Genomic DNA, 26,842 nt, shown 5'->3' with positions numbered 1-26,842 from the left:
AATATTTGAGCTAAAAAAACAATCTGCATTAACCAATTTTATAATTGAAAATCGCAATGGCAGACAAAGATTTTTAAATCCTCCTTGCTTCAAGATAAACAAAGCCGCTTCGCTTATTTTTGATATACAAAATTGTATTCCATTGATAAGTTTACGCCTTTGTTTATCTTAATAATATGACATTTTTAATCAATGAAATCCTTGTCTTTCTTTGCGATAAAAATACCATTCATTAAAAGTATATTTTTCTACAATCTTAAGCTCTTTTATTTTCTTGTTTAATACCTCCTTTCTGCATTATGAATTTAAAATCACGCTTTCGTTTTATCAGTTTTTATATAAAGCTATATATTTTTCTGCAGATTTCTCCCATGCAAAATCAAAATTCATGTTGGCATGGATAAGTTCTTTCATCACTCCTTTCTGATTATAAATTCCCAGCGCCCTGTTCATGGCATGGACAATATCATCTACGCCCGGATAGGTGAAATTCAGACCCGCTCCACCGGTGGAAATATCTTCTACCGTATCTCTTAAACCGCCTGTATATCTCACGACAGGAACCGTCCCATATCTCATGGAATACATCTGGTTCAGTCCGCAAGGCTCTACTCTTGACGGCATCAGCAGAAAGTCCGCCGAAGCATAGATCTTATGGGAAAGATGTTCTTTATACCCCAGATCCAAAGCAAAATTGGTGTAGGTATGAGCATATTCTTTGAGCTTATTTTCAATATAAGTATTTCCTGAACCGAGGATTATCATATTTAAAGCTCCATAACTCTGTTTAATGCTTCTCCAGACCACATCCGGAAGAAAATCTGCTCCTTTTTCCGTAGCAAATCTTCCTATGAAAGCGAATAGCGGCAGTTCAGGCTTCAGTCCATATTCTTTGCAGAGTTTTTCTTTGTTTTTTTTCTTTTGGGCAACTGCATTTTTAATGTTAAAATTAAAATCCAGCATCGGATCTGTTTCAGGATCCCAAACTTCCGTATCAATCCCGTTGATGATTCCATATGCCTTTCCGAACTCTTCCCGTACCAGGCTTTCCAGTCCGCGGAAGCTGATGAACAGTTCTTCCAGATAACCTTCAGAAACGGTGGTAAAAGCATCGGCACATTTGATCATACTTGCCAATGGATTCATGTAACCGTTCCAGTCCATGAGGCCCCATTTATAGGAATCAAAAGAAGGCATATAATTCGCCATATTCCAGCTCATCATGCCCTGGTATTCTCCGTTATGGATCGTTCCTATTGTTTTTACACCTTTTAAAAATTCAAATTCAGGACAGTGTTGGGTCATAAAAGGCACCAGTCCTGTATGATAATCGTGGCAATGCAGAACATCCGGACGAATCTTCATCGCAGACAGCCAATGCAGTACTGCGTGCTGAAAAGCGATAAACTGAAAACTTTCATCCTGATACCCGTAAGGATTCTCCCGGTCTAAAAGTCCCGGAACCTTTACCATATACAGCTCAAATCCCAAAATATCCGTTTTCTCCTTCATCACCTGAACCTGCAGCATATCCGAGCCCTGATGAATAAACCCATCAAAAACGATATCAAATTCATGGTTATGGACAAAAGGCTTGTTGTACCAAGGCATCACCACCTTAGCGTCTATTCCTTTTATTTTGTTCTGATACTTCGGCAATGCGCCTACAACATCTGCCAGACCGCCTACTTTGGCTATCGGGTAACATTCTGTACTTAAGTGATAGATTACCATAATTTCAATGTCATTTGTATTTTGTCAGATTTTGCTTTAATTCCCAACATCATCATTCTTTATTTCTTATGTTTTATTCTATGTAATTTATACTTTTTATCTTTTTTCTGTCTTAAAACAATTCCGGCCAGCGGTGGTAGTTTAAGGGCAATAGATTTCGGATGCCGCATCCATTCTTCATATTTTTCATTCAGAATTTCTGCCTCTGTCCCGCTTCCACTGTATCTGTGGTCGTCAGAATTAAGAACAACTTCCCAATGAGTTCCTGCATCCACTCCTATTGTATACTCCAAAACCTGTGGTGTCAGATTCAAAACAACCATCAGAACGTCATCTCTTCTTTTTCCTTTTCTCAAATACACATACACCGAATTCTCCAGATCATCCGCTTCCACCCATTCAAAACCATTTTTATTAAACTGATTCTCATACAAAGCGGTTTCATCACGATAAAGATGATTAAGATCTTTTACAAGCGTCTGCATTCCTTTGTGAACAGGGTATTCCAGCAAATGCCAGTCCAGGCTGCGGGTAAAATTCCATTCGCCTGTTTGTGCAAATTCGTCTCCCATAAACAAAAGCTTAGCTCCCGGATGAGTATACATATACACATAAAGCGCACGAAGATTGGCAAATTTCTGCCATTCATCGCCCGGCATTTTATAGATGAGACTCGCTTTTCCGTGGACGACTTCATCATGTGACAGTGGCATCATATAATTTTCATTATACATATACACGGACGCGAAAGTGATTTTATGGTGATGGTATTTCCTGTTTTCCGGAGCTTCTTTAAAATAATCCAGCGTATCATGCATCCATCCCATCATCCATTTCATTCCAAAACCTACGCCACCTTCATGGACCGGTTTTGTGAGCAAAGGAAAATCTGAACTTTCTTCGGCTATCGTCATGATGCTGTCGCCAAATTCTTTATAAACCGCCGTATTGAATTCCTGAAGGAAAGCTTTAGCTTCAAGGTTTACATTTCCGCCTTCTATATTAGGCTCCCACTCGCCTTCATTCCTTGAATAATCGAGGTGAAGCATTGAGGTTACTGCATCTACGCGAAGCCCGTCGGCATGATAACGTTCCAGCCAGAACATGGCATTGGAAATCAGAAAAGATTTAACCTCATTTCTGCCGTAATTGAAAATATAGGACTTCCAGTCGGGATGAAAACCTTTCCTCGGATCTTCATGCTCATAAAGATAAGAACCGTCGAAACGGTGAAGTCCATTGGCATCTCCCGGAAAATGGGATGGTACCCAATCCAAAATAACCCCGATATTGTTTTTATGAAGTTCGTCAATCAGAAACATCAGATCCTGCGGAGAACCGAAACGAGAAGTTGCGGCAAAAAAACCTGTGATCTGATATCCCCAGCTAGGATCATACGGATATTCCATAACTGGCATGAACTCTACGTGCGTAAAACCCATTTCCTTTGCATAGGGGACAAGTTTTTTAGCAATATCACGATAATTTAAATATTGATCCGGAGCCTCTCCCTGTCTTACCCAGGAACCCAAATGAAGTTCGTAAACGGATATAGGTGCCTCCAGACTGTTATTTTTCCATCGCTTTTCCATCCAGTCTTCATCACTCCATTCATACCAGGTCGTGGAAACCAGCGAAGCGGCCTGCAAATTCTGCTCCCAGCTTAAAGCATAAGGGTCACTTTTCTCCAGAATTTCACCTCTGGCTGTTTCTATAGCATATTTGTATAAAGTCCCCCAAGTCAGTCCGGCAATAAAACCTTCCCAGATTCCGGAGCCATCCCATCTCGGGAACAGAATATGATCTTTATGATTCCAGTTATTGAAATTTCCTATGACGGAAACTTTTTTGGCATAAGGAGCCCATACCGAAAAGTAAACGCCTTTTACACCATCTTTTTCAACAGAGTGTGCTCCAAATTTCCCATACAGCTTATAATGCCTTCCTTCTTTGAAAAGGTAGACATCATGATCCGTGAACAGCGTATAGGTTTTTACAGAATTCATCAAGATATGGTCTTACTTTATTTTTGTCTGAAACTACGAAAATTCCCTGCAATAACGGTTAATAATTAGTCAATTTATTATTATGTTAACAGAGTTCGGAATGAGATACTATTTATTGGGAAGCCAAGAGTCAAGAACCAGGAATTAAGATGTCAGACATCAGATTTCAGATAGCAGACTTTTAGGTTAAGGTTGAAATTGATGTCAGAAAATACGAATGGTGAATTTTAAGTTGTAAGAGCCGATCAACTTTAGTTCGACACAGTCTATCAATATATTAGACATAGGATAATAATCATATCAACCTATCTACTACGAACCAACAACTAACAACAGACAACTAAGCTCTACACTCAAACATCTTTAAAAAACCCACATCCCGAAACCCTCAAACCCAAAAACTCTCCAACTCTCAAACCCACACCCCGCACCCCGCACCCCGTAACTTTCAAACTTTTCAGCACATTGATCAAATATATTATTTTTTACATTCAATTTTTTATGATTTTAAAACAATCTTTTTTATAAATTTAGCTTTCAATTTATATTAAACACATAGGATGAGGTTTGAACTTTATACAGAAGAAAGCGATGACAGAACGGTGTACATCACCGGAAATTTCAACAACTGGAACCCCAGAGATTCCGGTTATCAGCTTAAACAGCTGGATTCACAGAATTATTTCATAGAAATCGATAATGAAATCCTTCCCGACACCATAGAATACAAATTCACCAAGGGCGGCTGGGAAAACGTAGAACTCGATAAGTACGGAAATATCACCCCCAACCGGAAGGTTGACAAGGCAAAAGGGAAAACATCTGATACCATTGAAAAATGGAGGCTCAACTGGGGTCCTTTCAAAAAGGAATTTTTCCCGATCGCAGAGGTTATTTCCGAGGAATTCTATATTCCGCAGCTGGAACGTTACCGTAAAGTCTGGGCAGTGCTGCCTTATGATTATTATGTAGCCGATAAAAGCTACCCAGTCCTTTATCTTCAGGATGCTCAAAATCTCTTCAATGAAGGAAGCGGCTACGGAAACTGGGAAATCGACAAAAAACTGTCTATTCTTGCGGAATATGGCCGTGGCGACGTCATTATCATTGCCATAGAACACGGCAGCGAAGAGCGCATCAAAGAATATATTTTCGACAACGATAATGTGGCCAACGGCTCAGAAGGTAAAAAATACATCCGTTTCATTACCGACACCTTAAAACCTTTTGTGGACGAACATTACCGCACCAAAAAAGACCGTGACAATACCGGAATCGGGGGCAGCTCTTTGGGCGCACTGATCAGTATTTACAGTGGATTCCTTTATCCGGAGGTTTATTCCAAGTTGCTGATCTTCTCTCCTTCACTTTGGGTGGAGCCCAATAATAATTTCCCGATGATGAGCTTTAGAGTTCCGTTTAAAACAAAAATCTACCTTTACGGCGGTGGTCAGGAGGGGTCTAAAATGGTCAAAAGAATCCATGTTTTTGAAGAATATTTAAAACGCTGGGAAAAGAAAAATCTTTTTGATTTTGAATTCAGGACTAGCATCAACCCGGAAGGAACCCACAGCGAATTTTACTGGTCACAGGAGTTTCCGAGAGCCATTGAATGGCTGTTCTATGACAACACGGAAAACCCGGTAGAAGTAAAACCACAACAACAGAGCATTAAAAATTAAGTTTATGAAATTAATCAACAAAAAAAATAAAAACTACACCCAGATTTTCCAACTTTTCACTGAGGAAGAATGGACAAAATCCGGCAAAAATTTCAATAAAAATGTCGCTTCTTTTTTCACCGGAAAGAAAAATGAGGTTTTTATCCATACTGATGACGAAAGTATCACCTATCTGATTGGTTTGGGAAAATCTACACTGCAGAATTTCGAGGTTCAGCAAGTGGCCGTTAAATTCTCCCAGACGCAAAAAGACAAGCTTCAGGCTGTTCCTACTCTCGTTTTGGCAGATTTCCTGAAAGAAGAGCAGTTTGCAGAATTTGTAAAAGGCCTACTTTTCGGAACCTACACCTACCCTTTTGATAAAAAACACGCTTGCTGGAATACCAAATTTGAGATTCATTTCGAAAATTTAAGTCAGAAAAAATTAGATGCTATTGGTTCAAAAGCTGAAGCTTTGGCTAATGGACAAACGGCTTGTCAGGAGTGGCTGAATAAACCTGCCAATCTTAAGAAACCCGATATGCTGAGTCTGTATCTTAAAAATTTAGCCAAGAAGCATGAATTAAAATACACGGTCTTCAACAGAAAAAAATGTGAGGAACTGGGACTTGGTGCCTATCTATCGGTGAATCAGGGAAGTGCTTATGATGCTGCTTTCACGATTATCGAGTATAAAACTACCGTTAAAAATGCCAAAACATTTGGCCTCGTAGGAAAATGCGTCCTGTTTGATACCGGTGGGGTTTCTCTGAAGAATCCGGACAATATGCACTACATGAAATCTGATATGGGCGGTGCTACAGCTGTTATCGGAACCCTTATCTATGCGGCAGAGATGAAACTTCCGGTAAATATTATTGCGGTGCTTCCTATTACGGATAATGCTATTTCTGAAAAGGCTTTCCTTCCGAGCGATGTCATTACAGCTTATAACGGAAAAACCATCGAAGTTCTGAATACAGATGCGGAAGGCAGAATGATCCTTGCCGACGGTCTCTCTTATCTGGCTAAAAACTATAAAACAGACTTCCTGATCGATCTTGCTACATTAACGGGAAGTTCTGTAAGAATGTTTGGAGATACCTGTGGAGCCATGTTCTCCAACAATGATGATCTAAAAAATCTTCTCATAAAAACCGGAGACAGCACCAACCAAAGGGTTTGGAATCTTCCTTTGTGGGACATCTGGAAAGACGACATCCAGTCTGATGTGGCCGACCTTAAAAACATTTCGATGAAACCTATTGGTGACTGTATTATAGCGGCTAAATTTCTAGAGCAGTTTATAGAAAACCATCCGAAATGGGCGCATTTGGATATTGCCGGCGTTGCATTCGGAAGTACGGGATATGCAAAGGAAAAAGCGGCAACCGGCTATGGGGTGCAGTTACTGGTCGATTTAATTGAAAATTATCATTAAAAATTAGTTTTTTTCAAAATTTCTCTGTATACTTGGTTATAGATTCTCAAAAACGCACTTAATTAAGGTTTTTAACATTAATTAATCAATAAAAAATTGCTTTTATTTTTGATAATCCACTAAAAAATAAAAAACATTATATGGAGGAGAAAATTATAGTATGTATTTCGTGCTATTACAAGGGCTATGACTTCATGGATGAAATGAAGAAGCTCGGCAACAAAATAATCCTGGTAACGTCCGAGGGTCTTAAAGAAAAAAACTGGCCCTGGTATGCGATTGATGAGGTATTTTATATGTCCGAATTAAGACCGTCCGTCTGGAATCTGGAGCATTTGGTTCAGGGATTTTCACATCTTATGACGACCAGAAAAATAGATGCTGTAGTGGCCCTTGATGATTACGACGTAGAAAAAGCAGCACTCATCAGAGAAACATTCCGTATTCCCGGGATGGGACAAACCACCCACCGGTATTTCAGAGATAAACTGGCGATGCGTCAGAAGGCAAAAGATTCGGGAATCAGTGTTCCGGAGTTTACTGCCGTTTTTAATAATGATGAAGTCAACAGTTTTGTAGAGAAAGTTCCTGCTCCATGGGTTTTAAAACCACGTTCGGAAGCTTCTGCATCCGGGATCAAAAAATTTTCTTCCAAAGATGAACTGTGGACGGAACTGAATGCATTAGGAGAAGAGCGCCATCTGTTTTTACTCGAAAGCTTTAAGCCCGGAGATGTATATCATGTGGACAGTCTGACTTTTAATAAAGAAATAGTATTCACCTCTGCCTCAAAATATCTTGCCCCACCTATGCAGGTTTCTCATGAAGGCGGCGTGTTCAGGTCGAAGACGCTGGGAAGGTATTCTGATGAATTTAAAGCCCTTGATGAAGTGAACGCCAAAGTTCTTTCCAGTTTCGGCCTTCTCAACGGAGCTACACACACTGAATTTATCCGTGGAAAAGCAGATGGAAAATGGTATTTCCTTGAAACCTCTTCCAGGGTTGGAGGTGCCCATATTCCGGATCTGGTAGAAGCATCAAGCAATATCAACATCTGGCGGGAATGGGCCAAAATTGAAGATGCTCTGCTGCGGGGAAAAAGCTATAAGGCTTCAAAACCTACAGGCTACTATTCAGGGCTGATTGTTGCCCTGATCAAAGATAAACAGCCGGACTACACGGTTTTTGAAAGTGAAGAAGCCATTAAGTTTCTTCCGATCGATCACCATGTCGGAATTGTTTACAAATCCACAGACCCGGATATCATTCAGGAAAGATTAGACAGCGCTGCGGAAAAGATACAGGCAGAAATGCTGAATATTTTACCCCCAAAAAGCAAACTGACAAGCTAAAATTATAACAAAAGAAATTGATCAATGCCGCATATAGAACATACGGATTATTACTCCAATATATTAGGAACAAGCCTTAAAATAGAAGTGACGGGACATTACGGACATCCGATTATTATGTTTCCGACTTCTCAGGGGCAATATACCCAAAATCACGATTTCCATCTTAACGGAAGCATCAACTGGTTTATAGAACAGGGGAAAGTAAAACTTTATAATGTTCAGACCATTGATGGCTGGAGTTTTTATGATGAAAAAATTTCTCCCCAGAAAAGAATTAAGAATTATGAGCTGTATGTACAGTTCCTGATTCAGGAGTTCGTCCCTTACATTCAGAAGATCCACAAAACACATCGTGTCGCAGTGGCTGGAGCAAGTTTCGGAGGGTATCATGCCGCGAATTTCGCTTTCAGGTTTCCGGATGTGGTTTCGCATCTGTTCTGCCTTTCCGGCGCTTTCAGCATCAGGAATTTCATGGACGGATATTCTGATGAGCTGGTTTATTTTAACTGTCCGAGAGAATTTGTCAAGAACGATGAAGCCTGGAAATATAAGCATATGCACATCGTTCTAAGTACTTCAGATCAGGATATCTGCAGGGACAAAAATATAGAAATGGCCGAAATCCTAAGCTCGAAAGGCATTGACTTCTGGTATGACGAGAGAAAATGGATCAACCATGACTGGACTTTATGGAGAATGGTCTTTCCAACATTTATAAGTACTTTTTTTTCGTAAAAAGCAGTACATTTAAAAAGATAAAAATAACTCATACACCAATTTAAAAACAGAAATTATGGCAAAAAAAGTGGGAATTCTATTCGGTATGGAAGATACATTTCCTTGGGCGTTTATCGACAAGGTAAATGAACTGGGCGGCGGCGAGATCATTGCTGAACCGGTCAATATCGACAAACTGGAACAAGGTGCTGATTACGGCTATGCAGTCATTATCGACAGAATTTCGCAGGATGTTCCTTTTTACAGAGCTTATTTAAAAAATGCAGCACTTAACGGAACTTATGTAATTAATAACCCATTTTGGTGGAGTGCAGATGAAAAATTTTTCAATAATGCACTGATGTCAAAACTGGGAATTCCGCTTCCTAAAACGGTACTTCTTCCTTCGCACGAAAGACCTACGGATACGTCTGAGACTTCATTCAGAAATCTGAAGTTTCCTCACGACTGGGAATATATTTTCGATTATGTAGGATTTCCTGCTTATATGAAACCTCACGACGGCGGTGGTTGGAAAAGTGTTTACAGAGTGGAAAATCCAGATGATCTGTGGGATAAATTAAGCGAGACAGAACAGCTGGTCATGATGGTTCAGGAAGAAATTGTTTTCGACGATTATTACAGAGTGTACTGTCTGGGCAAAAAATACGTCCATATTATGCCATATGAGCCGCGTAATGCGCATCATCTGAGATATGCTACCACGCATCAGACTCAGGGAGCAGAACTGGAAAAACTATTAAAAGTCATTCATGATTATACCATTACCATGAATGAAGCATTGGGCTATGATTTTAATACAGTAGAATTTGCTATCAGAGACGGAATTCCATACGCAATTGATTTCTGTAATCCAGCTCCCGATGCCGATAAAAACTCAGTAGGTGAAGAAAACTTTGCATGGATTGTAGAGCATTCCGCTAAACTTGCCATTGAAAAAGCAAAAGAATACGTTCCGGGAAAACCGAATATCTCCTGGGGTACATTTGTAAAAGACTCCGTAAAATAACCGTTAAAAAAATAAAAAAACACGAAAAAAAATGCATCAGTTTACTATAGGAATCGAAGAAGAATATCAGATTATTGATGTTGAGAGCAGAGACTTAATATCTCATGTTTCGAAAATAATTGAGGGTGGAAAAGCGGTTTTAAGTGAAAATTTAAAACACGAGATGCACGAATCTATGATTGAAATGGAAACCGGCATCTGTCAGAATATCAAAGAAGCCAGAGCTGAACTGACCAATCTTAGAAGACATTTGATCAACACAGCTCATGAACAGGGCCTTCGGGTTTCCGGAGGTGGAACTCACCCTTTTTCAAACTGGGAGCACAATACGATCACAAACGGTGAACGTTACAACAAAATCGTAGATGATATGGGTGATGTGGCCCGTGGAAATCTAATTTTCGGACTCCATGTTCATATCGGAATTCCTAACCGTGAAGAAGGCGTAAGAATTCAGAATGTGATGCGCTATTTTCTGCCGCACGTCTATGCACTTTCTACAAACTCCCCTTTCTGGATCGGAAGAAATACAGGATTCAAATCTTACCGACAGGAAATCTTTGTTAAATTCCCGAGAACTGGGATTCCCAGCTATTTCAACTCACTCGCTGAGTTTGACAGCTACGTAGAACTTCTTGTCAAAACGGGAACCATAGATAATGCCAAGAAAATCTGGTGGGATCTGCGTGTTCACCCGTTCTACCCTACCATTGAGTTCAGAATCTGTGACATGCCTTTAAGGATAGAAGAAACCGTTTGTATGGCTGCCATTATGCAGAGTTTAGTAGCAAAAATCTATAAGCTTCATCAACAAAATTTAAGTTTCAGGAGTTACAGAAGATTATTGCTGAACGAAAACAAATGGAGAGCCTCCAAAAGCGGTATTGAAGCCCATCTGATCGATTTCGGGAAAGAAGAATCCGTTCCTTATCCACATCTGTTGAAGGAGCTTCTAGAATTCATTGATGATGTCGTAGACGAGCTTGACTGCAGAAAAGAAGTTGAATACGCCTGGACTATTCTCGAAAACGGAACAGGAGCCGACAGACAACTTAAAGTCTTTCATGAGACCGGCGATCTTACCAAAGTAGTAGACTATATGATCTCCGAAACAGAATATGGCATAACACATGGCGAAACCGCTTCATAATATTTTCGGTAACTTTGTAAAAAATATGAAGTAGTATGAAAAATATTCGAATCGCATTGATAGATATGAACAACAACCATGTCAATCAAGGCTTTAGAAATATTAAAGAGATTTCGGAAGCATTCCAGCAGAGCTCTGAAGAACCTGTCATCATCGAAACATTTGATGTAAGGTTTAAGAATGAAATGCCCAATATTGAAGATTTTGACATCTTTATTTCTTCGGGAGGGCCAGGAAATCCACACAGAGAAGGTCTGGAATGGGAAGATAGGTATGCCGCTTTTTTGGATGCTGTGTTAGAGCACAACCAATACAATGAAGATAAAAAGTATCTTTTCCTGATCTGTCATTCATTCCAACTGGCCAGCATTCACTGGAAACTGGGAAATATCTGCAAAAGAAGATCTTATTCTTTCGGGGTCATGCCGGTTCACAAAACAGAGGATGGCGAACAGGAATTTTTATTCAAAAACCTTCAGGATCCTTTCTACGCCGTAGATTCAAGAGCATACCAGTTCATTGAGCCGGATATGAACCGTTTTGATGAATTAGGCATGAAAATCATGGCTATCGAAAAATCCAGACCCCATATCAATCTGGAAAGAGCAGTGATGGCTGTGCGTTTCTCGGATGAAATATTCGGGACACAATTCCACCCGGAAGCTGATCCTAAAGGCATGATTGAAAATCTGAAAGACGAAAAAAATAAAACGGCCATGATCGAGAACTTCGGAACGGAAAAATATCTTGAAACCGTAGACAGAATTGATGATGAAGACAAGATTATCCTTACCAGAAGCCAGATCTTACCGAGATTCCTTCAGTCTGCAAAAAAAAACATTTTGAAGGGAAGTGAAGTTTTAGCTTAAACTTATACAATAAATGCTTCGACTCCGCTCAGCATGACAATGCTGAAAAACACTCAGTATTAGAGGTGTCACGCTGAGCAGAGTCGAAGCATCATTAATAAAAATAAGATATTGTATTAACCACAATAAAACTAAAAATCGGGCAGAAATGCTCGATTTTTTAAAATCAAATCACAAAGAAAAAATATGATCCCAAAATACAGAAAACAGTTCAACCAGGAGTTTTCACAGGAAAAATACGATCAGCTTAAAGTTATCCTCACGGAAAAAGGAGGCATCACACCGGCCTTCCGAATCTCAGAAAGTCCTATTTTCCTTCCCAATGAATTTAAAAACAAACTTCTTGACGCCAGCGACAGTATTATTGACCAGATCAAAGCACTTCCAGCCGAGGTCCTTTATAAAGCTGTTCCTGATAACTGCAGAGTTCCCAATGATACCAAACAGCCTCACTTTTTCACAATAGATTTTGGGATCTGCAGAAGCGAAAACGGAGATATTGAACCCCAACTGATCGAGCTACAGGCGTTTCCTTCATTATATGCTTTTCAAAAGACTTTTGAAGAAACGTTTTGTGAGGTATATCCTTTTCTGTCAGAGATCAAAAATAAAATGCCCAATGAGGAATTTAAAAATCATTTAAAGAAACTTATTGTAGGAGACGAACATCCTGAACATGTTATTCTGCTTGAAATATTTCCAGAGAAACAGAAAACGGCTATAGATTTTGCATTAACGGAAAAACTATTAGGCATAAAAACAGTATGTCTGACCAAAGTTAAAAAAGAAGGCAGAAAGTTATTTTACGAAAACGACGGAAAACTGACTGAAATCAAAAGAATCTATAACCGCGTCATCTTTGATGAACTCGACAGAATTCCTGATCTAAACGCCGGATTCGATTTCCGCGAAGACATTGATGTACAATGGGTCACACATCCCAACTGGTTTTTTAAAATATCAAAATTCCTTCTTCCCATGCTGAAGCATCAGTTTGTTCCTAAAAGTTATTTCCTGTACGAATTTCCGGAGCATGAAACTTTAGAACATTTCGTACTGAAGCCTTTATTTTCATTTGCAGGAAGCGGGGTGAATTTAAATCCTACAAAAGAAATCACGGAGGCTATTGAGGACAAGGAGAACTATATTTTACAGAGAAAAGTAACTTACGAACCTATTTTCGAAGATATTAACGGAGACTTTTCAAAAGCAGAAATAAGACTTCTTTATATCTGGCACGAAAATGAAGACCGCCCTATCCTTCTGGAAAATCTGGGAAGAATGACTAAAGCCGCTATGGTGAATGTGGATTTTAATAAGAAAGATGCGATCTGGATTGGAAGTTCCAATGCATTTTTTGGAAACTAATAAGAAATAAATCAAATCTTGATTAATACGACAAATCCTTCTGAATTCAGAGGGATTTGCTACTTTTGTAGCCGGATTTTCAATAACAATTTCTATATCTGAATAGAAAAAGAGCAAACAATAAAAATAACACGAATGAATCTTGAACATGTTGATGAGCTGATTTTTCAACCCCTTGGACTGAAACTTTTACATACGGAAGAAGATAGAGAAGCTAAAGACTATTTCGGTTGCAGTTTCACATTGAATCGTTTGCATGTTAAATTTCGAACAGCTAAAATAACACCCACGAAAACAGGTCAGTTTGTAACCATTTGGAAACGGAATGTAAAGGGAGAAACAGCTCCGTTTGATTCAGATGATATTTTTGATTTCTATCTAATCTCTGCTTCCAAAGATCATAACAAAGGGATTTTTATTTTCCCGAAAGAAATTCTTATGAACAAAGGAATTGTTTCCCATGGGAAAAAGGTTGGAAAAAGAGGAATCAGAGTTTATCCAATTTGGGATCTTACAGAAAGCAAACAGGCCAAAGCGACTCAAAAATGGCAGATCGAATATTTTCTGGATTTTTCGGAGCATAAAGAATCATATCTTCATAAAGCTAAAGTATTGTTTGATTTGAAATAAAAGTCGTTTTCTTAACGCAAAGATTTACATTAATTACGCATATTTTAAAGGTTGCAAAGACGGAATCGATCCCTGATCGATTCGATTAAGCCAGCGTTTTATCCATATAACTTCATCAGCGGCTTCGCCTCCTCCTTTGCATTACTAAAGTAGAACGTATTTTTTGAAAAAACTTTACGTTTAAAAAAATTCTCGCAGATTAAACTGATTTTGCAGATATTATGAGCTTTTGTTTACAATAAAAACGGCTGAAAATTCAGCCGTTTTAGTATAAATTATTTCCTATTTTATGAATTTTTATCGTCTTCCAGTAGCTCCCGTGCCTGATACTCCTGTACAAGGTCGATTGCGTTTGAAATAACATCACTTAAAGCAGTAATAAAAGTTCCATCCTCAGCCATTCCCATGGCATGTTTTAAGGCTTCGATTTCCTTAGGAATGATCTCATAACTTACATCTCTTCCGGCTTCATTGATGCCATCGATGATCAGTCCATTGATCTCTTCTTCGGTTCTTCCTCTGAGATGTTTTTCATTTCTGATAATAATATAATCAAACATTCTTCCGGCGATTTTTCCGCACTCTCTGATATCACTGTCACGTCTGTCACCTACCCCGGAAATAATACCTATCTTCTTGGTAGATTCTACGTTTTTAAGATAATCTTCGATCGCTTCATACCCTGAAGGATTGTGAGCAAAATCAATCAGCACCTTGAAACTTTTGAATTTAAATACATTCAGTCTTCCCGGTGTAAGCTGGGCACTCGGAATAAAAGTTCTCAGAGAATTAGAGATATCCTCAATGGCAAAACCGTAAAGATAACTTGCCAAACTGGCTGCCAGAACGTTTTCGATCATAAACTTGGCCTTACCTTCCATCGTAATCGGGAAGTCCTTGGCTTTTCCTATTCTGATCTTCCAGTCCCCTTTTTTAATCGTTACAAAACCTTCTTCATAAATACAGGTAATCTTTCCTTCTTTAGCAAATTTTACAATGTGAGGATTATTTTCATTCATACTGAAAATGGCAACTTTACTGTCAAGATCATTAATGATCTTCATAGAATATTCGTTGTCTGCATTCAGCACGCTCCAGCCGTTTTTCTTTACACTGTCCAGAACGACTCTTTTTACTTTCGTAAGATCTTTCAGGTTGTGAATATCATTCATTCCCAAATGATCTTCCTCAATATTGGTTAAAACCCCGATATCACACTGCGAAAACCCTAAGCCTGAACGAAGAATTCCTCCTCTGGCCGTTTCCAGCACAGCAAATTCAACCGTCGGATCTTTTAAAACAAATTCAGCAGAAAGCGGTCCTGTAGTATCTCCTTTTGTAAGCATCGTATTCTGAATATAAATACCGTCAGAAGTCGTAAAACCGACTCTGTAGCCGTTGCTTTTTACAATATGCGAGATCAGTCTCGTAGTCGTTGTTTTTCCATTGGTTCCTGTTACTGCAATAATTGGAATTGTGAAAGGTTTCCCCGGAGGATACAGCATATCAACAACCGGTGCAGCTACGTTTCTCGGAAGGCCTTCGCTTGGCGCTAAATGCATTCTGAATCCCGGTGCAGCATTCACTTCTATGATCGCAGCTCCACTTTCTTTCAATGGCTGGGTAAGGTTTTCTGCCATAATATCAATCCCGCAGACGTCCAAGCCAATGATTTTGGAAACTCTTTCAGCCATCGTAATATTTTCCGGGTGTACCATATCTGTAACGTCTATGGATGTTCCACCGGTAGAAAGATTCGCTGTGGACTTTAAATACACTATTTCTCCCTTGTGAGGAACTGTTTCAAGAGTATAATGAAGTTTTTCAAGAAGTTCTAAAGTATCCTTATCTACTGCTATTTCCGTAAGGACATTTTCATGACCGTAGCCTCTTCTCGGATCTTTATTTTCTTTGTCGATCAGCTGTTGAAGATTCAGTTCGCCATCACCCACCACGTGAGCAGGAACTCTTCTTGCCGCAGCCACCATTTTATTATTAATGACTAAAACCCTGAAGTCATAGCCTGTAATATATTTTTCAACAATTACTTTTCTGGAATATTTTTGGGCATGTTCCAAACCTATTTTTGCAGCTTCCCAATCGTTTACATTAATGGAAGAACCTTTTCCATGGTTTCCGTCCAGTGGTTTCAGAACGATAGGATAACCAATTCTTCTGATGACATCCGTTAAGCCTTCTTCATCCACAATCAGATCCCCGATAGGAACCGGAATAGCTGCATCATGAAGCATCTTTTTGGTCAATTCTTTATTGCATGCGATATCTACCGCAATGGAGCTTGTTTTTCCTGTAATCGTAGCCTGAAAACGCTGCTGATTCACTCCATAACCAAGCTGTACCAGAGAATTTGTCCCTAATCTGATCCAGGGAATTCTTCTGGTAACGGCTTCCTCTACGATACTTCCCGTAGAAGGGCCCAGGCGTACACGTTCTCTGATCTCTTTTAATCTGTGGATACAGGCGTGGATATCATATTCTTTGTCTTCAATAAGAGCCTCTGCGATTTTTACCGCTTCTTCAGCAGCATAAATCCCAGCATTTTCTTCAATATAATTAAAGACCACATTATATATCCCCGGTGATTTTGTTTCACGTGTTCTTCCGAAACCTACATCCATACCCGCCAGAGTCTGTATTTCCAGGGCAATATGTTCAATGACATGCCCCATCCAGGTTCCTGTTTCTATCCGGTGAAAAAATCCGCCCTCTACTCCTTCTGAGCATCTGTGAGTGATGAGAGACGGAATCAGTTTTTGAATTCTTTCCCTGAAACCGTCGATCTTGTTCGTAGGAGAATTCTCCATTTCTTCAAGGTCCAATCTCATCTGTATCAGCTTCTTTCTTCTGATACTCCAGATATTTGGGCCGCGTAATGCCTGTATCTTCTCAATTTTCATAATCTATTTGCATTTTTATCAGTTAACAATAACTCCTTCAAAAATCAAAGATAATGTAAAACCCTAAACGAAACTATACCACATTTAAACATTTCTCAAAAAAGAATTAAAATAAATTAACAATCCTAAAACATTAAAAACCATTTAAATGTGGCATGAATTTCGCCAAATGTTAAATATTTTTTAAATTTGCACACTATGATGAGACCCGTTGGAAAATTAATTATTATCGGAGGAGCTGTAAACAAAGGAAGTTTTGCAGAAACCGATTTCGATCAGAACATTGAAAAAAACCTTAATTTCTTTGAAAGAGGGATCTTGCGAAAGATCATCAACGAATCAAAGCTCAAGGAAAATTCTGTCATCGAAATCGTAACGACAGCCTCACAGATTCCACAAATTGTAGGCACAGAATATAAGAAAGCTTTTGAGTTTCTTGGTGCCAAAAACGTAAACATTCTGGATATCCACAACCGTGAAGAAGCCAATTCCGATGCTATGGCCGCAAGAGCCAATGCTGCGGATGTCGTGATGTTCACCGGTGGAGATCAGCTAAGACTGACCTCTATTCTTGGAGGAACCAGATTTCACGATACTATTTTACTGAAATATCAGGAACAGGATTTTATATATTCCGGAACTTCTGCCGGTGCAGCCGCCGCTTCTGAAAATATGATTTATCAGGGGAGCAGCTCTGAATCCCTTCTAAAAGGTGAAATTAAAACTACCCAAGGATTAGGTTTAATAGATAACGTAATTATCGATACCCATTTTGTACAGAGAGGCAGAATCGGACGTCTTTTCCAGGCCGTGGTCAACAATCCACGAACATTAGGAATCGGGTTGGGTGAAGATACCGGACTTTTTATTCATGATGATGTCATGACAGCTGTAGGTTCAGGTCTTGTGATCCTGGTTGACGGAAGGTTCATTAAAGATACCAATCTTACCAATATCAACCTTGGAGAACCGATTTCTATCGATAATCTTACCGTACACGTCATGTCTATGAATGACCATTACGATCTTACCACGAAAAAACTGACGATAGAGAATTCACAGTTTAATCCGATCCCGCAGGATAAGTAGTTTCGAGATGCGAGGGTTCGGGATGCGAGTTTCGTAGTTGCGTGTTTTGAGTTTTTAGATGAAGGTTTTGGATGCGCGATTGTTGCACACGCTATATTTTCCTTTTTTAAAGGCTGAATTTTTATGTAGTTAAAAAAAAAATTCATTTTAAAACAAAAATGAATACTGCTAACTTCAATCAACACGAACCCCGTACCGCGTAACCAAACCGCAACCCGTACCTCGAACCCCGCAACCATTTATACAAAGAAAATTATTATCTTGTGTCTATAATTTGAAAACAAAGATGAGTACCGCTAACTGTGATGAATTTTAACAACTAAAGTGAATAAGAAACACGGATCTCGCAACTCGAAACCCACAACCCGAAACTCCTATGAAAATAATAATCCACGGCGGTTTTTTCTCTGAAAGTGACCAAAGCCATGAAGTAAAAACAGCCAAACAAAATTCTTTAAAACAGATCGCTCAGAAAGCCTTTGATTATCTTCAGATGCATTCAGCATTTGATACGGTAGCTTACGCTGTTTCGCTTCTGGAAGACGATCCGCTGTATAATGCAGGCATCGGTTCCCAGATTCAGAGTGATGGTGTGATCCGTATGAGTGCTGCCATTATGGATGGACAAACGCAGAAGTTAAGCGGTGTGATCAACCTTCAGGAAGTAAAGAATCCGATTTTTGTAGCGAAAGAACTAATCAATGAAGATGACAGGGTTTTAGGTGGAAATGGCGCTAAAATCTACGCTTCTGAACATGGCTTTGAGAACTTCTCTACTGAAATTCCTCAGAGAAGAAGCGAATATGAAGCTAAACTGAATAACGGCGGGAAAGGAACTGTAGGCTGCGTGGCTCTTGATCAAGATGGCAAACTGGCTGTGGCAACTTCTACCGGAGGAAAAGGTTTTGAAATTCCCGGAAGGATTTCCGATTCAGCGACTGTGGCAGGAAATTACGCCAATGCCATTTGTGCTGTAAGCTGTACGGGCGTAGGAGAAGATATTGTAAGCAATGCCACTGCGGCAAAAATCGTTACCAGAACTACCGACGGAATGAGTCTTGAACAGGCTTTTACCAAGACTTTTGAGGAACTAAAAATAATTGACGGATTCGCGGGAGCCATCGCCATAGACAAAGACGGAAATATCTATCATCAGGATTCTTATCCTACGATGGTCTTTGCAAGTTTTGATGGCGAAAGTTTCAAAGTGTTTCAATAATTTTAACATTTTTTTATCATCTGATTTATTTTTTTGGCACGTATTTTACATGTTTAGTAATAACAAATTTTAATACAACATTTTAAAAATAGAAATCATGGGAAACAAGACAAAAGGTTTATTAGCTTTACTAGGAATTGGTGCTTTAGCATATTGGAAATACAAAAATTCTACACCTGAAGAGAAGCAGGCTGTAAAAGATAAAATCAATACCGCTAAGGACAATCTGAATAAATGGGGAAATGATGTGAAAAACAAAGCTAATGATGTGGCTTCCCAGGTTCAGAACAAAGTAGATGAAGCTAAGACAAAAGCAGAAGATTCTTTAAGCTAAAAGCAGATTAGTTTTTTTAACATTCATATATAGAAAGTCATCGTAATCCCGGGATTACGATGACTTTTTTATGTTACAAACTAAGGAATATTTTCTATTATCTTATGTTTTATATGTCCTTTTGTCTTAAAACAAAAGAACGAAAAATTCAAGACTGGAAACTTTCACTAAAAATGAAATCTGTTCTCTAAAACTCTAAACTCGTGCGGTAGCAATCGATGTTAAGAATCAAATTTTGTCCCGCACTCAAACAATAGAGTTTTTTTAACGTTCACAGAATTCATTTTCTTAACGTTACAGCTTCCTAGGTCATTCGGAGCAGTCATCCATACTCTTCCTATTTTTAAAAACTTAGCTTTTTTGTGATTGAAGTTAATCCCATCGTCCAATAGTACTTCGAGCCTCCCTCTTCACGCTTCCTTCTTTTTAAATTTATTTCTGACATCCTCTTAAGCTGTACACCATTGGAATTTTATTTCCTAAGTGCGCAATTCTCCATTTTCCTTTTTCAAATTCGTCCACATGGCTGAAACACGGATACGGTGACCAGTCAAACTCCTGAAAAATTTCCAGTTCTATTTTATGGTTGATCAGATTTTGTAAAACTTCACCCAGAGAATGGTTCCACATCACATATTCCTGAACGATATCGGCAGATCTGTCAGCGTATGTTCCCTCAAAGGTTTCTACGATGGGCTTTTCGTTAAAATAATTATAAGCTACTTTGGTAAAATCATCGTCGAACATCCAGACTGCCGGATGAAATTCTGCCATGATAAATTTCCCGCCAGGCTTTAAAAAATGACTGATCACACCAGCCCATTGATCCAGATCAGGAAGCCAGCCTATGGTTCCGTAACTGGTATACACGATATCAAATTTCTGATCCAGAATATCCGGAAGACTGTAAACATCCGAGCAAATGAATTTTGTATCGGTCCCGCATTGTTGCGCAAGATCTTTCCCGGCCTCAATGGCTTTATCCGAAAGGTCAATTCCGGTGACCTCCGCTCCCATTCTTGAAAGTGAAATAGAATCCTGTCCAAAATGACATTGCAGGTGTAGAATGCTTTTTCCCTTTATATCTCCGAGCAGATCAAGCTCAATGGAATTCAGAGAAGTTCTTCCTTTTAAAAATTCATCAACAAAATAGAAGTCCGATTTCAAATGCGGGTCTACTTTGGCATTCCAGGAATTTTTATTGATTTCCAGGTAATTTTCCATGGTTTTATTATATTCAACAAATATAAATACTATTTTTAAATCTTTTTATAGGGATTTATTGAGGTAATTTTAACACCTGGTAATATTCTCCTGAGCTTTTCTATTTCAACCTCCGGTATTTTATTTCCCTGAAAAAATAGGGTCTTCAGGTTTTTAAGTTTCTCTATTCCGGGTGGCAAGCTTTCCAGCTGACAGTCTGTGAAATCTATAACTTCCAGGTTCGCAGCATTGTATAATTCACTAAGTGCTGATGGAGTAATTTTACTGTTTGATGCAGAGAAGTACTTCAGATTTTTCATTCTACCCATTCCCGGAGGAATAGATGTAATCGTGTTATTGTTATACGTGATTTTTGTTAAATTTTCTATATAATATACAGCAACCGGAAATTGGCTGAACCAGTTTTTACTTAAGTTTATTTCCGTTAAATTTTTAAGCAGGGAAACTCTTTCGGGAAGGTCCGTCAGATGATTTTGTGACAGGTCCAGAATTTTCAGACTTTTCATTTCTCCAATTTCATCAGGCACATTTTGCAGCATATTCCCTCCAGCAGAAAATGTTTCCACATTTTTTAATTTCCTGATGCTTTTCGGAATTGATAAAGATGAATATTTATGAGCATTTTCTTTCAGTGCCTCTTCGTCTCTGCTCTTTATAATTAAAGTCTTAAGGTTCTGCAAATCTCCAATATTTTCGGGGTAATTTTCTAAAAACGGACAGAAAAAGCTGAGCTCTTCCAAATTCTTCAGTTTAAGGATCTGAGGAGGCATCTGTTTTATATAAACGGAAAAAATACTCACTTTTTTCAATTTATTTAATTTTGCAAAAGCGTTGGGAAAATTGACAACCCCTGTACGACCAGTCATTGAAAACGTCTCCATATTTTCCAGCCTGTCTATTTCTTTTGGAAGTTCCGTGAATTCTTTATCACCGCTAATTCTTAAAACCTTTAGTTTTTTCCAGTCCAGAATATGTTTTGGAAACTCTTTTACATGATCCAGGGATACCACTTCAGCTTCTTTAGTAAGATCCTGGTCTCTAAAACTATATACATCAGATTGTGCATGGTACATCAATACCACGGAAGTAGATATAGTGGTTAGTATTTTTTTATTCATTTCTTTTTAAACTTTAATACATTTCTCAACTGGTCATGAAAAATTAAATATTGGGAATAACAATAGACGTATAAGGACTGTAGAGCTCCCATCCCATCGATTGGTAGAGGACTCTCCCCTTTTCTGTAGCTACTAAAAGATTATTAAGAATACCTTCTGATAATGCTGTTTTTTCAAGTTGCTGCATCAGAAAAGTAGCCAGACCTTTTCTTTGGTGCTTTTCTTCTGTTATAATCCTATCATAAACAGCGAGATCATCCACTATAACAATGCGGCCTACAGAAGCCAGTTCACCGTTTTCTGCAATGATTTTAATGACTGTTGTGGAATTGTATTTTTCAGATTCAATCCTGTAGCCTTTACCCAAATCTTTAGCTGCAGCCTTCATGGATCCGGCACAGAACATCATGTATCCCGGGGGCTGTATGACCCACTTTTCAGGCACAACGTTTTTCACTTCATCCGGAGAAGCACAGACTTTAAGATAGATCCAAGGTTCGTCGATCTGCTTTGAAAGTTCGATAAAATCATTATTCAACTCAGAAAAAACATATCTTCTTTTTTGCTTTTCCTCTCCTACTTCTACTTTAAAGCCCGATTGATATCGTACCGGAAGAGGAAGTTGCCTCGACAGTGACCAAGCCTTCAGCCATTTTTCCACGATATCATCAGATACACTGCCAGCTATGATCATATTGATTATATTTATGAAATCTGGTCCAGCAACTTCTTTTTCTGCTCTGCAAATTCCTGCTCGGTAAGAATTCCGTTTTCTCTTAATTTTCCTAGTTTTTCAAGCTGTTCAAAAATAAGATTGGATGCGACTTCTTTTGTTTCCGGTGTCTGTTTTAGTGTTTTATTTTGATTATAAATCTTGCTGATAAAGTTGTAAAAACGCTCTCCGTCCAATCTGTCGCAGAAACACTCGAACTCAACGACTCTATCTTCGGTATGCAGTTTAATAACCGGAGAAATAGAATTACTGACAAAACTTACTTCATTGATATTTTCATTGAGATATTCATTTACTTTTACCGGTGCAAACATAGCCTTCGACACAGAAACGATCCTTTTGGGTGTCACCAATAGCATTCCTGCATCTACAGTCTTTATAAACTGAGCATCAGTAGCGGCCAGAATAACCTCATCTACGGCAAGTATGTGAGGCAGTTCTTTGATTTCGCCTTTTGCAAACATGGAGAGATTGGCGCCTACCTGCTCCAATTGGTATTTTATTTCTTTCAATCTTCTTTTGTAAAGATCCCGGGGCATTTCATTAGAGGCGAAAACCACCATACTTTCTATTTTATTTTCCTCGGGTTGTTCAACTGTTTCCGGCTGTATTTTTCCCGTTTCTACAAGATTTTTAATATCCCGGATGCTGAATGTATTGAGATTGTACAGAAGTTCCTGATGGATACTGCTTACTTTATCCAGACATTTGTTGCAGAGATTTCCGCCGTCCGAAAGTTTATTTTCGCCGAGAAGTGTGTCTATTGACGTCAGTTCAGTGCTGCATAATGCACAGATATTACTCATTGTATGGTCTTTTTTTAAAGTTTAGCCAGAAGCTTTTTCTTCTGCTCTGCAAATTCTTCTTCCGTCAGAACACCCATTTCCCGGAGTTTGCCCAGTCTTTCGAGCTGTTCAAAAATCAAGGAAGGAGCTGCTTTCTGTTCAGAATTCTGCTGGGGTTTAGGAGACTGCTGTACAACTTGTTGTTGTTGTTGTTGTTGTTGTTTTGCCTGCATCTGCTGTAATCTGATCTGATCTTCGGAACGTCCGATATAATCCTGTACGGCATCGGAGAAATTTTTTGCAGCACTTTTTATATACAACTTAAATTCGGCAGTAAAACCTGATGTATACACCTTCAGTGTTGAAGATATCAGGCTTGTATCGTGCTGTACTGAACTTACTTTTTGCAGTGGAAATTCGTTTTCAAAAACGCCTCCGAAAAACTTCTTATCGACGAAGATGATTCTTCTCTCCGTGGAAACTACAATTCCTTCCAGATTATTGTGAAGGTATTTTCCTTCTGCAATGGCAATAAGTTTTTCGTTTTCATCAAGGACATTCACCAGCTCTTCTACCTCGCTGTCCACAAAAAGACTAAGCTTTGCACCGGTTGCTACGATCTGATCTTTGATTTCATCCAATCTGCTCGGCTCATCCGGAGTATACGTAAATTGAATACTTTGAGATGGGGTTTCAACAATCCTGGGTTGGGCTATCTGTATGGTTTCAAATGGTTCAGTTTCTATAGCTAATTCCTGTTCAGCACCTCCGTTCAGGACCATGCTTTTTATCTGGATAATGCTGTAATTGGCAAGGTTTGATACAAGATCTGTATTAACATTTGTGGCTTTATTAAGGCATTTATTGCAGAGAATTCCGCCGTCGGAAAGTTTATTTTCTCCTAAAATTGTATCCATGGATGTGAGCGGACTTCCGCATAAAGCGCATTCGATGTTCATTTGGTTTTATGTTTAATAGTTTAAAGATTAATGCTCAGTAATATTTGCATTAACCCAAATTACAAATTTGTGTTTAAAGTAAAGATAATATTACAATCTTTCCATCAGTTTTTTCTTCTGCGATTCAAATTCTTCTTCCGTCAAAACACCAGTTTCCCGGATTCTTCCCAACTGTTCCAATTGATCTAAAACAGTAGGCTCGGATTTATTTTGGAAATATTCTTTAGGGCGGGCCATAAAGTCTCTTACCTTTTCACAAAACAATTCTGCATAATATTTTCCGACATTATCGATCTCGAGAACATTATCCGAGATATGAATGTCTATGGAAGCCAGCATCAATGACTTTTCATATTGTATGGAACTTACTTTATCATAAGAAAAATCTTCTACTTTCAGTCCATACATGAATTCTTTATCTACAAAAATCAATCTTCTTTCTGTTGCCACCAAAATAATGTGGTGATTGGTAAGTTTATTTCTCCCCTCAATCAGATACACCAGTTTTTCATTCTCCGAAAGCACTTCCGGCAATGCGTGAATTTCTTTTCTGGCAAAAATGGTAGGATTGATATCTAAGGTTTCCAGCTCATCTTTTATTTGATCAAGTCTTGATTTTTCGCTCATGATTCATTTTTTTAAAATAGGACATATTACAAATTTAATTTTTTTTAAAATACGGAAAACCATAAGGCTATTATTTTACCCCTAATTATTTTTGAATAAAATTATTATCATGTCATTAATTACAAAAACAGATCTTTATTTTACAGACTATTCCTGGAGTGCCATACATCCTGATGATCCTAAAGTAACGGGTGAACCCGACAGCACTTTGTTAAACAGAAAAGAAGGCTATGAAATTCTCTATTTCATCAATAAACTCAGTGATATCTGGAGTTTGAAAAACAAATCATCAGCCATGAAAATTGAAAGAATGGTAAGAGACGAAGTTCCAACAGACCTACACAGTCAATTGAATATCCGAAATTGGATTCATGATAACTGGAATGAAAGTAAATATTAAAAACCACAAAAAACTCGTTTTTATCTTAAAAAACACTATGAAATAAGAAGCCTGCTTTTGGTGGAAAGCAGGCCTGTTTTTTACGATGAAAAATTTATTTAGTTTCGGCTATAATCTTTATTTCTGAACCCATCCTTCTTCGATCTCTTCCAATGTTTTCCCCTTTGTTTCCGGAACTTTTTTCCATACGAAGATTAACGCCATGAAAGCAGCGGCCATGTATAACCAGAATGTATATGCTGGTCCCAAAGATCCCATCAGCACGGGAAAAGTCTGCGAAACGGCAAAAACAGCAAGCCAGAGAAAGAATGTGGCAATAGACATAGCGGTACCGCGGGCCCTGTTAGGAAATATTTCAGAAATAACGACAAAAGTAAGCGGCCCTAGTGACATCGCAAAACTGGCAATATATCCAAGTATCGCTATAAGAATGAAATATCCCTGCCAATGCATAAAAAAAGCAATCCCTACGATGCCCAGACAAATAATCATGCCTGCAATGCCATACATCAGCAGCGTTTTTCTTCCCCAGTTATCTACATATTTGATCGCTACAAAAGTAAATATGACATTAATTATACCTACAATAATAGTCTGCAATAATGCAGATCCTGAACCCACTCCTGCTGACTTAAATATCTCAGGCGCATAATACATAATTGCATTGATCCCTGTAATCTGTGAAAATATCGCCAGCATAATCCCTATGACAAGGGCTTTTTTAAGTTTTGAATCTTTCAGTTGGGACCATGCAAAAGGGAGTGTATCTTTCAATGATGTTTTAATAGAATCGAGTTCTGCAGCTGCTTTTTTTTCTCCGTGAATCAGATTCAATATAGATAAGGCTTCTGTGTATTTCTTTTTTTCGGCCAGCCACCGTGGACTTTCCGGAACAGTAAAGAGCAGCAGTATAAAAATTAATGAAGGAATTACGCCTGAACCGAACATCCATCTCCAACCGTAAGACACATTCCAGCTTTCATCATAAATTCCCGCTATGTAAGCATTCACAAAATAAATAACCAAGATACCGGTAACGATACCCAGCTGAAAAATTGAAACCAGACGGCCCCGTATAGCAGCAGGGGCCATTTCTGAAATATACATCGGAGAAAGGATGGATGCAATCCCAATTCCCATCCCACCCACAATACGAAATACTACAAAAATCAAGAGACTTGGAGCCAATGCCGTTCCTACAGAAGAAATGGTAAACAGCAGCGCAGAAATCATCAACACTTTTTTCCGTCCTATCCGATCGCTCAGCATTCCCGAATACATAGCTCCTACGAGACATCCCAGCAGCGCACATGAAGCCGTCCATCCAGTCATGGCATCAGACAAATGATAGTAAGTCCGCATAAAACCGATAGATCCGGAAATCACTGCGGTATCATATCCGAATAATAAACCGCCCACCGATGCTACCAGGACAGCTTTGTAAATAATGTGAGAATTTTCAGTCTGCTGCATAT

Annotated in this window: 23 protein-coding genes; 13 read left to right on the top strand and 10 right to left on the bottom strand. The window is 38.7% G+C overall.

Annotation, left to right across the window (positions count from 1 at the left end; genetic code table 11):
• Positions 1 to 327: 327 nt before the first annotated feature.
• Both N0B48_RS20135 and glgB read right to left on the bottom strand, forming a co-directional pair.
• The gene (locus N0B48_RS20135) at positions 328 to 1,734 is read right to left on the bottom strand and encodes a glycogen synthase (protein ID WP_259840932.1); all 1,407 of its coding nucleotides are present in this window, start codon (positions 1,732 to 1,734) and stop codon (positions 328 to 330) included.
• 59 nt (positions 1,735 to 1,793) lie between these two features.
• Entirely contained in the window at positions 1,794 to 3,740 is a 1,947-nt protein-coding gene (gene glgB / locus N0B48_RS20130) for a 1,4-alpha-glucan branching protein GlgB (RefSeq protein WP_259840931.1), read from the bottom strand.
• Between the two features lie 560 nt (positions 3,741 to 4,300).
• Here glgB and N0B48_RS20125 point away from each other — a divergent pair.
• The 9 genes from N0B48_RS20125 to N0B48_RS20085 all read left to right on the top strand — a co-directional run bounded on the left by N0B48_RS20125 (position 4,301) and on the right by N0B48_RS20085 (position 13,961).
• Complete coding sequence (locus N0B48_RS20125; protein WP_259840929.1) at positions 4,301 to 5,422, top strand: alpha/beta hydrolase-fold protein; 1,122 nt, start codon at positions 4,301 to 4,303, stop codon at positions 5,420 to 5,422.
• Between the two features lie 4 nt (positions 5,423 to 5,426).
• On the top strand, positions 5,427 to 6,842 hold the full coding sequence (locus N0B48_RS20120) for a leucyl aminopeptidase family protein (RefSeq protein WP_259840927.1): 1,416 nt from the start codon (positions 5,427 to 5,429) through the stop codon (positions 6,840 to 6,842).
• Between the two features lie 140 nt (positions 6,843 to 6,982).
• Positions 6,983 to 8,194 (top strand): ATP-grasp domain-containing protein, encoded by a 1,212-nt coding sequence (locus tag N0B48_RS20115; RefSeq protein WP_259840925.1) that lies wholly within the window; start codon positions 6,983 to 6,985, stop codon positions 8,192 to 8,194.
• A gap of 24 nt (positions 8,195 to 8,218) precedes the next feature.
• The gene (locus N0B48_RS20110; RefSeq protein WP_259840923.1) at positions 8,219 to 8,932 is read left to right on the top strand and encodes an alpha/beta hydrolase-fold protein; all 714 of its coding nucleotides are present in this window, start codon (positions 8,219 to 8,221) and stop codon (positions 8,930 to 8,932) included.
• Between the two features lie 58 nt (positions 8,933 to 8,990).
• A complete protein-coding gene (locus N0B48_RS20105; RefSeq protein WP_259840921.1) occupies positions 8,991 to 9,944 on the top strand; it encodes an ATP-grasp domain-containing protein in 954 nt (317 codons plus the stop codon).
• Between the two features lie 31 nt (positions 9,945 to 9,975).
• Positions 9,976 to 11,094 carry a carboxylate-amine ligase gene (locus N0B48_RS20100; RefSeq protein ID WP_259840919.1) on the top strand — a complete coding sequence of 373 codons (1,119 nt, stop codon included), beginning with the start codon at positions 9,976 to 9,978 and terminating at the stop codon, positions 11,092 to 11,094.
• A 35-nt stretch (positions 11,095 to 11,129) separates the two neighbouring features.
• On the top strand, positions 11,130 to 11,963 hold the full coding sequence (locus tag N0B48_RS20095) for a type 1 glutamine amidotransferase (RefSeq protein ID WP_259840917.1): 834 nt from the start codon (positions 11,130 to 11,132) through the stop codon (positions 11,961 to 11,963).
• A 186-nt stretch (positions 11,964 to 12,149) separates the two neighbouring features.
• The gene (locus N0B48_RS20090; RefSeq protein ID WP_259840915.1) at positions 12,150 to 13,331 is read left to right on the top strand and encodes a hypothetical protein; all 1,182 of its coding nucleotides are present in this window, start codon (positions 12,150 to 12,152) and stop codon (positions 13,329 to 13,331) included.
• Positions 13,332 to 13,466: 135 nt separating this feature from the next.
• On the top strand, positions 13,467 to 13,961 hold the full coding sequence (locus N0B48_RS20085) for a MepB family protein (RefSeq protein WP_259840913.1): 495 nt from the start codon (positions 13,467 to 13,469) through the stop codon (positions 13,959 to 13,961).
• Positions 13,962 to 14,248: 287 nt separating this feature from the next.
• On the opposite strand, the gene cphA is transcribed toward N0B48_RS20085, so the two are convergent.
• On the bottom strand, positions 14,249 to 16,879 hold the full coding sequence (gene cphA / locus N0B48_RS20080; protein WP_259840911.1) for a cyanophycin synthetase: 2,631 nt from the start codon (positions 16,877 to 16,879) through the stop codon (positions 14,249 to 14,251).
• A gap of 198 nt (positions 16,880 to 17,077) precedes the next feature.
• Between cphA and N0B48_RS20075 the strand changes: the two genes are divergently transcribed.
• The 3 genes from N0B48_RS20075 to N0B48_RS20065 all read left to right on the top strand — a co-directional run bounded on the left by N0B48_RS20075 (position 17,078) and on the right by N0B48_RS20065 (position 19,521).
• A complete protein-coding gene (locus N0B48_RS20075) occupies positions 17,078 to 17,968 on the top strand; it encodes a cyanophycinase (protein WP_371830626.1) in 891 nt (296 codons plus the stop codon).
• Positions 17,969 to 18,344: 376 nt separating this feature from the next.
• Entirely contained in the window at positions 18,345 to 19,187 is an 843-nt protein-coding gene (locus tag N0B48_RS20070) for an isoaspartyl peptidase/L-asparaginase (protein ID WP_259840909.1), read from the top strand.
• A gap of 97 nt (positions 19,188 to 19,284) precedes the next feature.
• The gene (locus tag N0B48_RS20065) at positions 19,285 to 19,521 is read left to right on the top strand and encodes a YtxH domain-containing protein (protein WP_223607658.1); all 237 of its coding nucleotides are present in this window, start codon (positions 19,285 to 19,287) and stop codon (positions 19,519 to 19,521) included.
• 432 nt (positions 19,522 to 19,953) lie between these two features.
• Here N0B48_RS20065 and N0B48_RS20060 read toward each other — a convergent pair whose 3' ends face one another.
• The 6 genes from N0B48_RS20060 to N0B48_RS20035 form a co-directional block, all read right to left on the bottom strand.
• Positions 19,954 to 20,745: a class I SAM-dependent methyltransferase gene (locus tag N0B48_RS20060; RefSeq protein WP_259840904.1), complete on the bottom strand. Its 792-nt coding sequence runs from the start codon at positions 20,743 to 20,745 to the stop codon at positions 19,954 to 19,956.
• Between the two features lie 35 nt (positions 20,746 to 20,780).
• Complete coding sequence (locus N0B48_RS20055) at positions 20,781 to 21,863, bottom strand: leucine-rich repeat domain-containing protein (protein ID WP_259840902.1); 1,083 nt, start codon at positions 21,861 to 21,863, stop codon at positions 20,781 to 20,783.
• Positions 21,864 to 21,906: 43 nt separating this feature from the next.
• Positions 21,907 to 22,557 (bottom strand): GNAT family N-acetyltransferase, encoded by a 651-nt coding sequence (locus N0B48_RS20050; protein WP_259840900.1) that lies wholly within the window; start codon positions 22,555 to 22,557, stop codon positions 21,907 to 21,909.
• Positions 22,558 to 22,568: 11 nt separating this feature from the next.
• Positions 22,569 to 23,402: an SHOCT domain-containing protein gene (locus N0B48_RS20045; RefSeq protein ID WP_259840898.1), complete on the bottom strand. Its 834-nt coding sequence runs from the start codon at positions 23,400 to 23,402 to the stop codon at positions 22,569 to 22,571.
• Positions 23,403 to 23,416: 14 nt separating this feature from the next.
• Positions 23,417 to 24,340, bottom strand: a complete 924-nt coding sequence (locus N0B48_RS20040; protein ID WP_259840896.1) for a PH domain-containing protein — start codon at positions 24,338 to 24,340, stop codon at positions 23,417 to 23,419.
• Positions 24,341 to 24,430: 90 nt separating this feature from the next.
• Positions 24,431 to 24,967: a PH domain-containing protein gene (locus N0B48_RS20035; protein ID WP_259840894.1), complete on the bottom strand. Its 537-nt coding sequence runs from the start codon at positions 24,965 to 24,967 to the stop codon at positions 24,431 to 24,433.
• Positions 24,968 to 25,076: 109 nt separating this feature from the next.
• Here N0B48_RS20035 and N0B48_RS20030 point away from each other — a divergent pair, with 109 nt between their 5' ends.
• Entirely contained in the window at positions 25,077 to 25,367 is a 291-nt protein-coding gene (locus N0B48_RS20030) for a hypothetical protein (protein WP_259840893.1), read from the top strand.
• 117 nt (positions 25,368 to 25,484) lie between these two features.
• Here the strand turns inward: N0B48_RS20030 and N0B48_RS20025 are convergent, their stop codons facing one another.
• Positions 25,485 to 26,840, bottom strand: coding sequence for a sugar porter family MFS transporter (locus N0B48_RS20025; RefSeq protein ID WP_259840891.1), 1,356 nt, complete (start codon positions 26,838 to 26,840; stop codon positions 25,485 to 25,487).
• Positions 26,841 to 26,842: the final 2 nt, after the last annotated feature.

The organism is Chryseobacterium herbae (genome assembly GCF_025154075.1).
Taxonomy (GTDB): Bacteria; Bacteroidota; Bacteroidia; order Flavobacteriales; family Weeksellaceae; genus Chryseobacterium; species Chryseobacterium herbae.
Note: the sequence above shows the minus strand (reverse complement) of the source record. Positions and strands in the feature narration are given on the sequence as shown.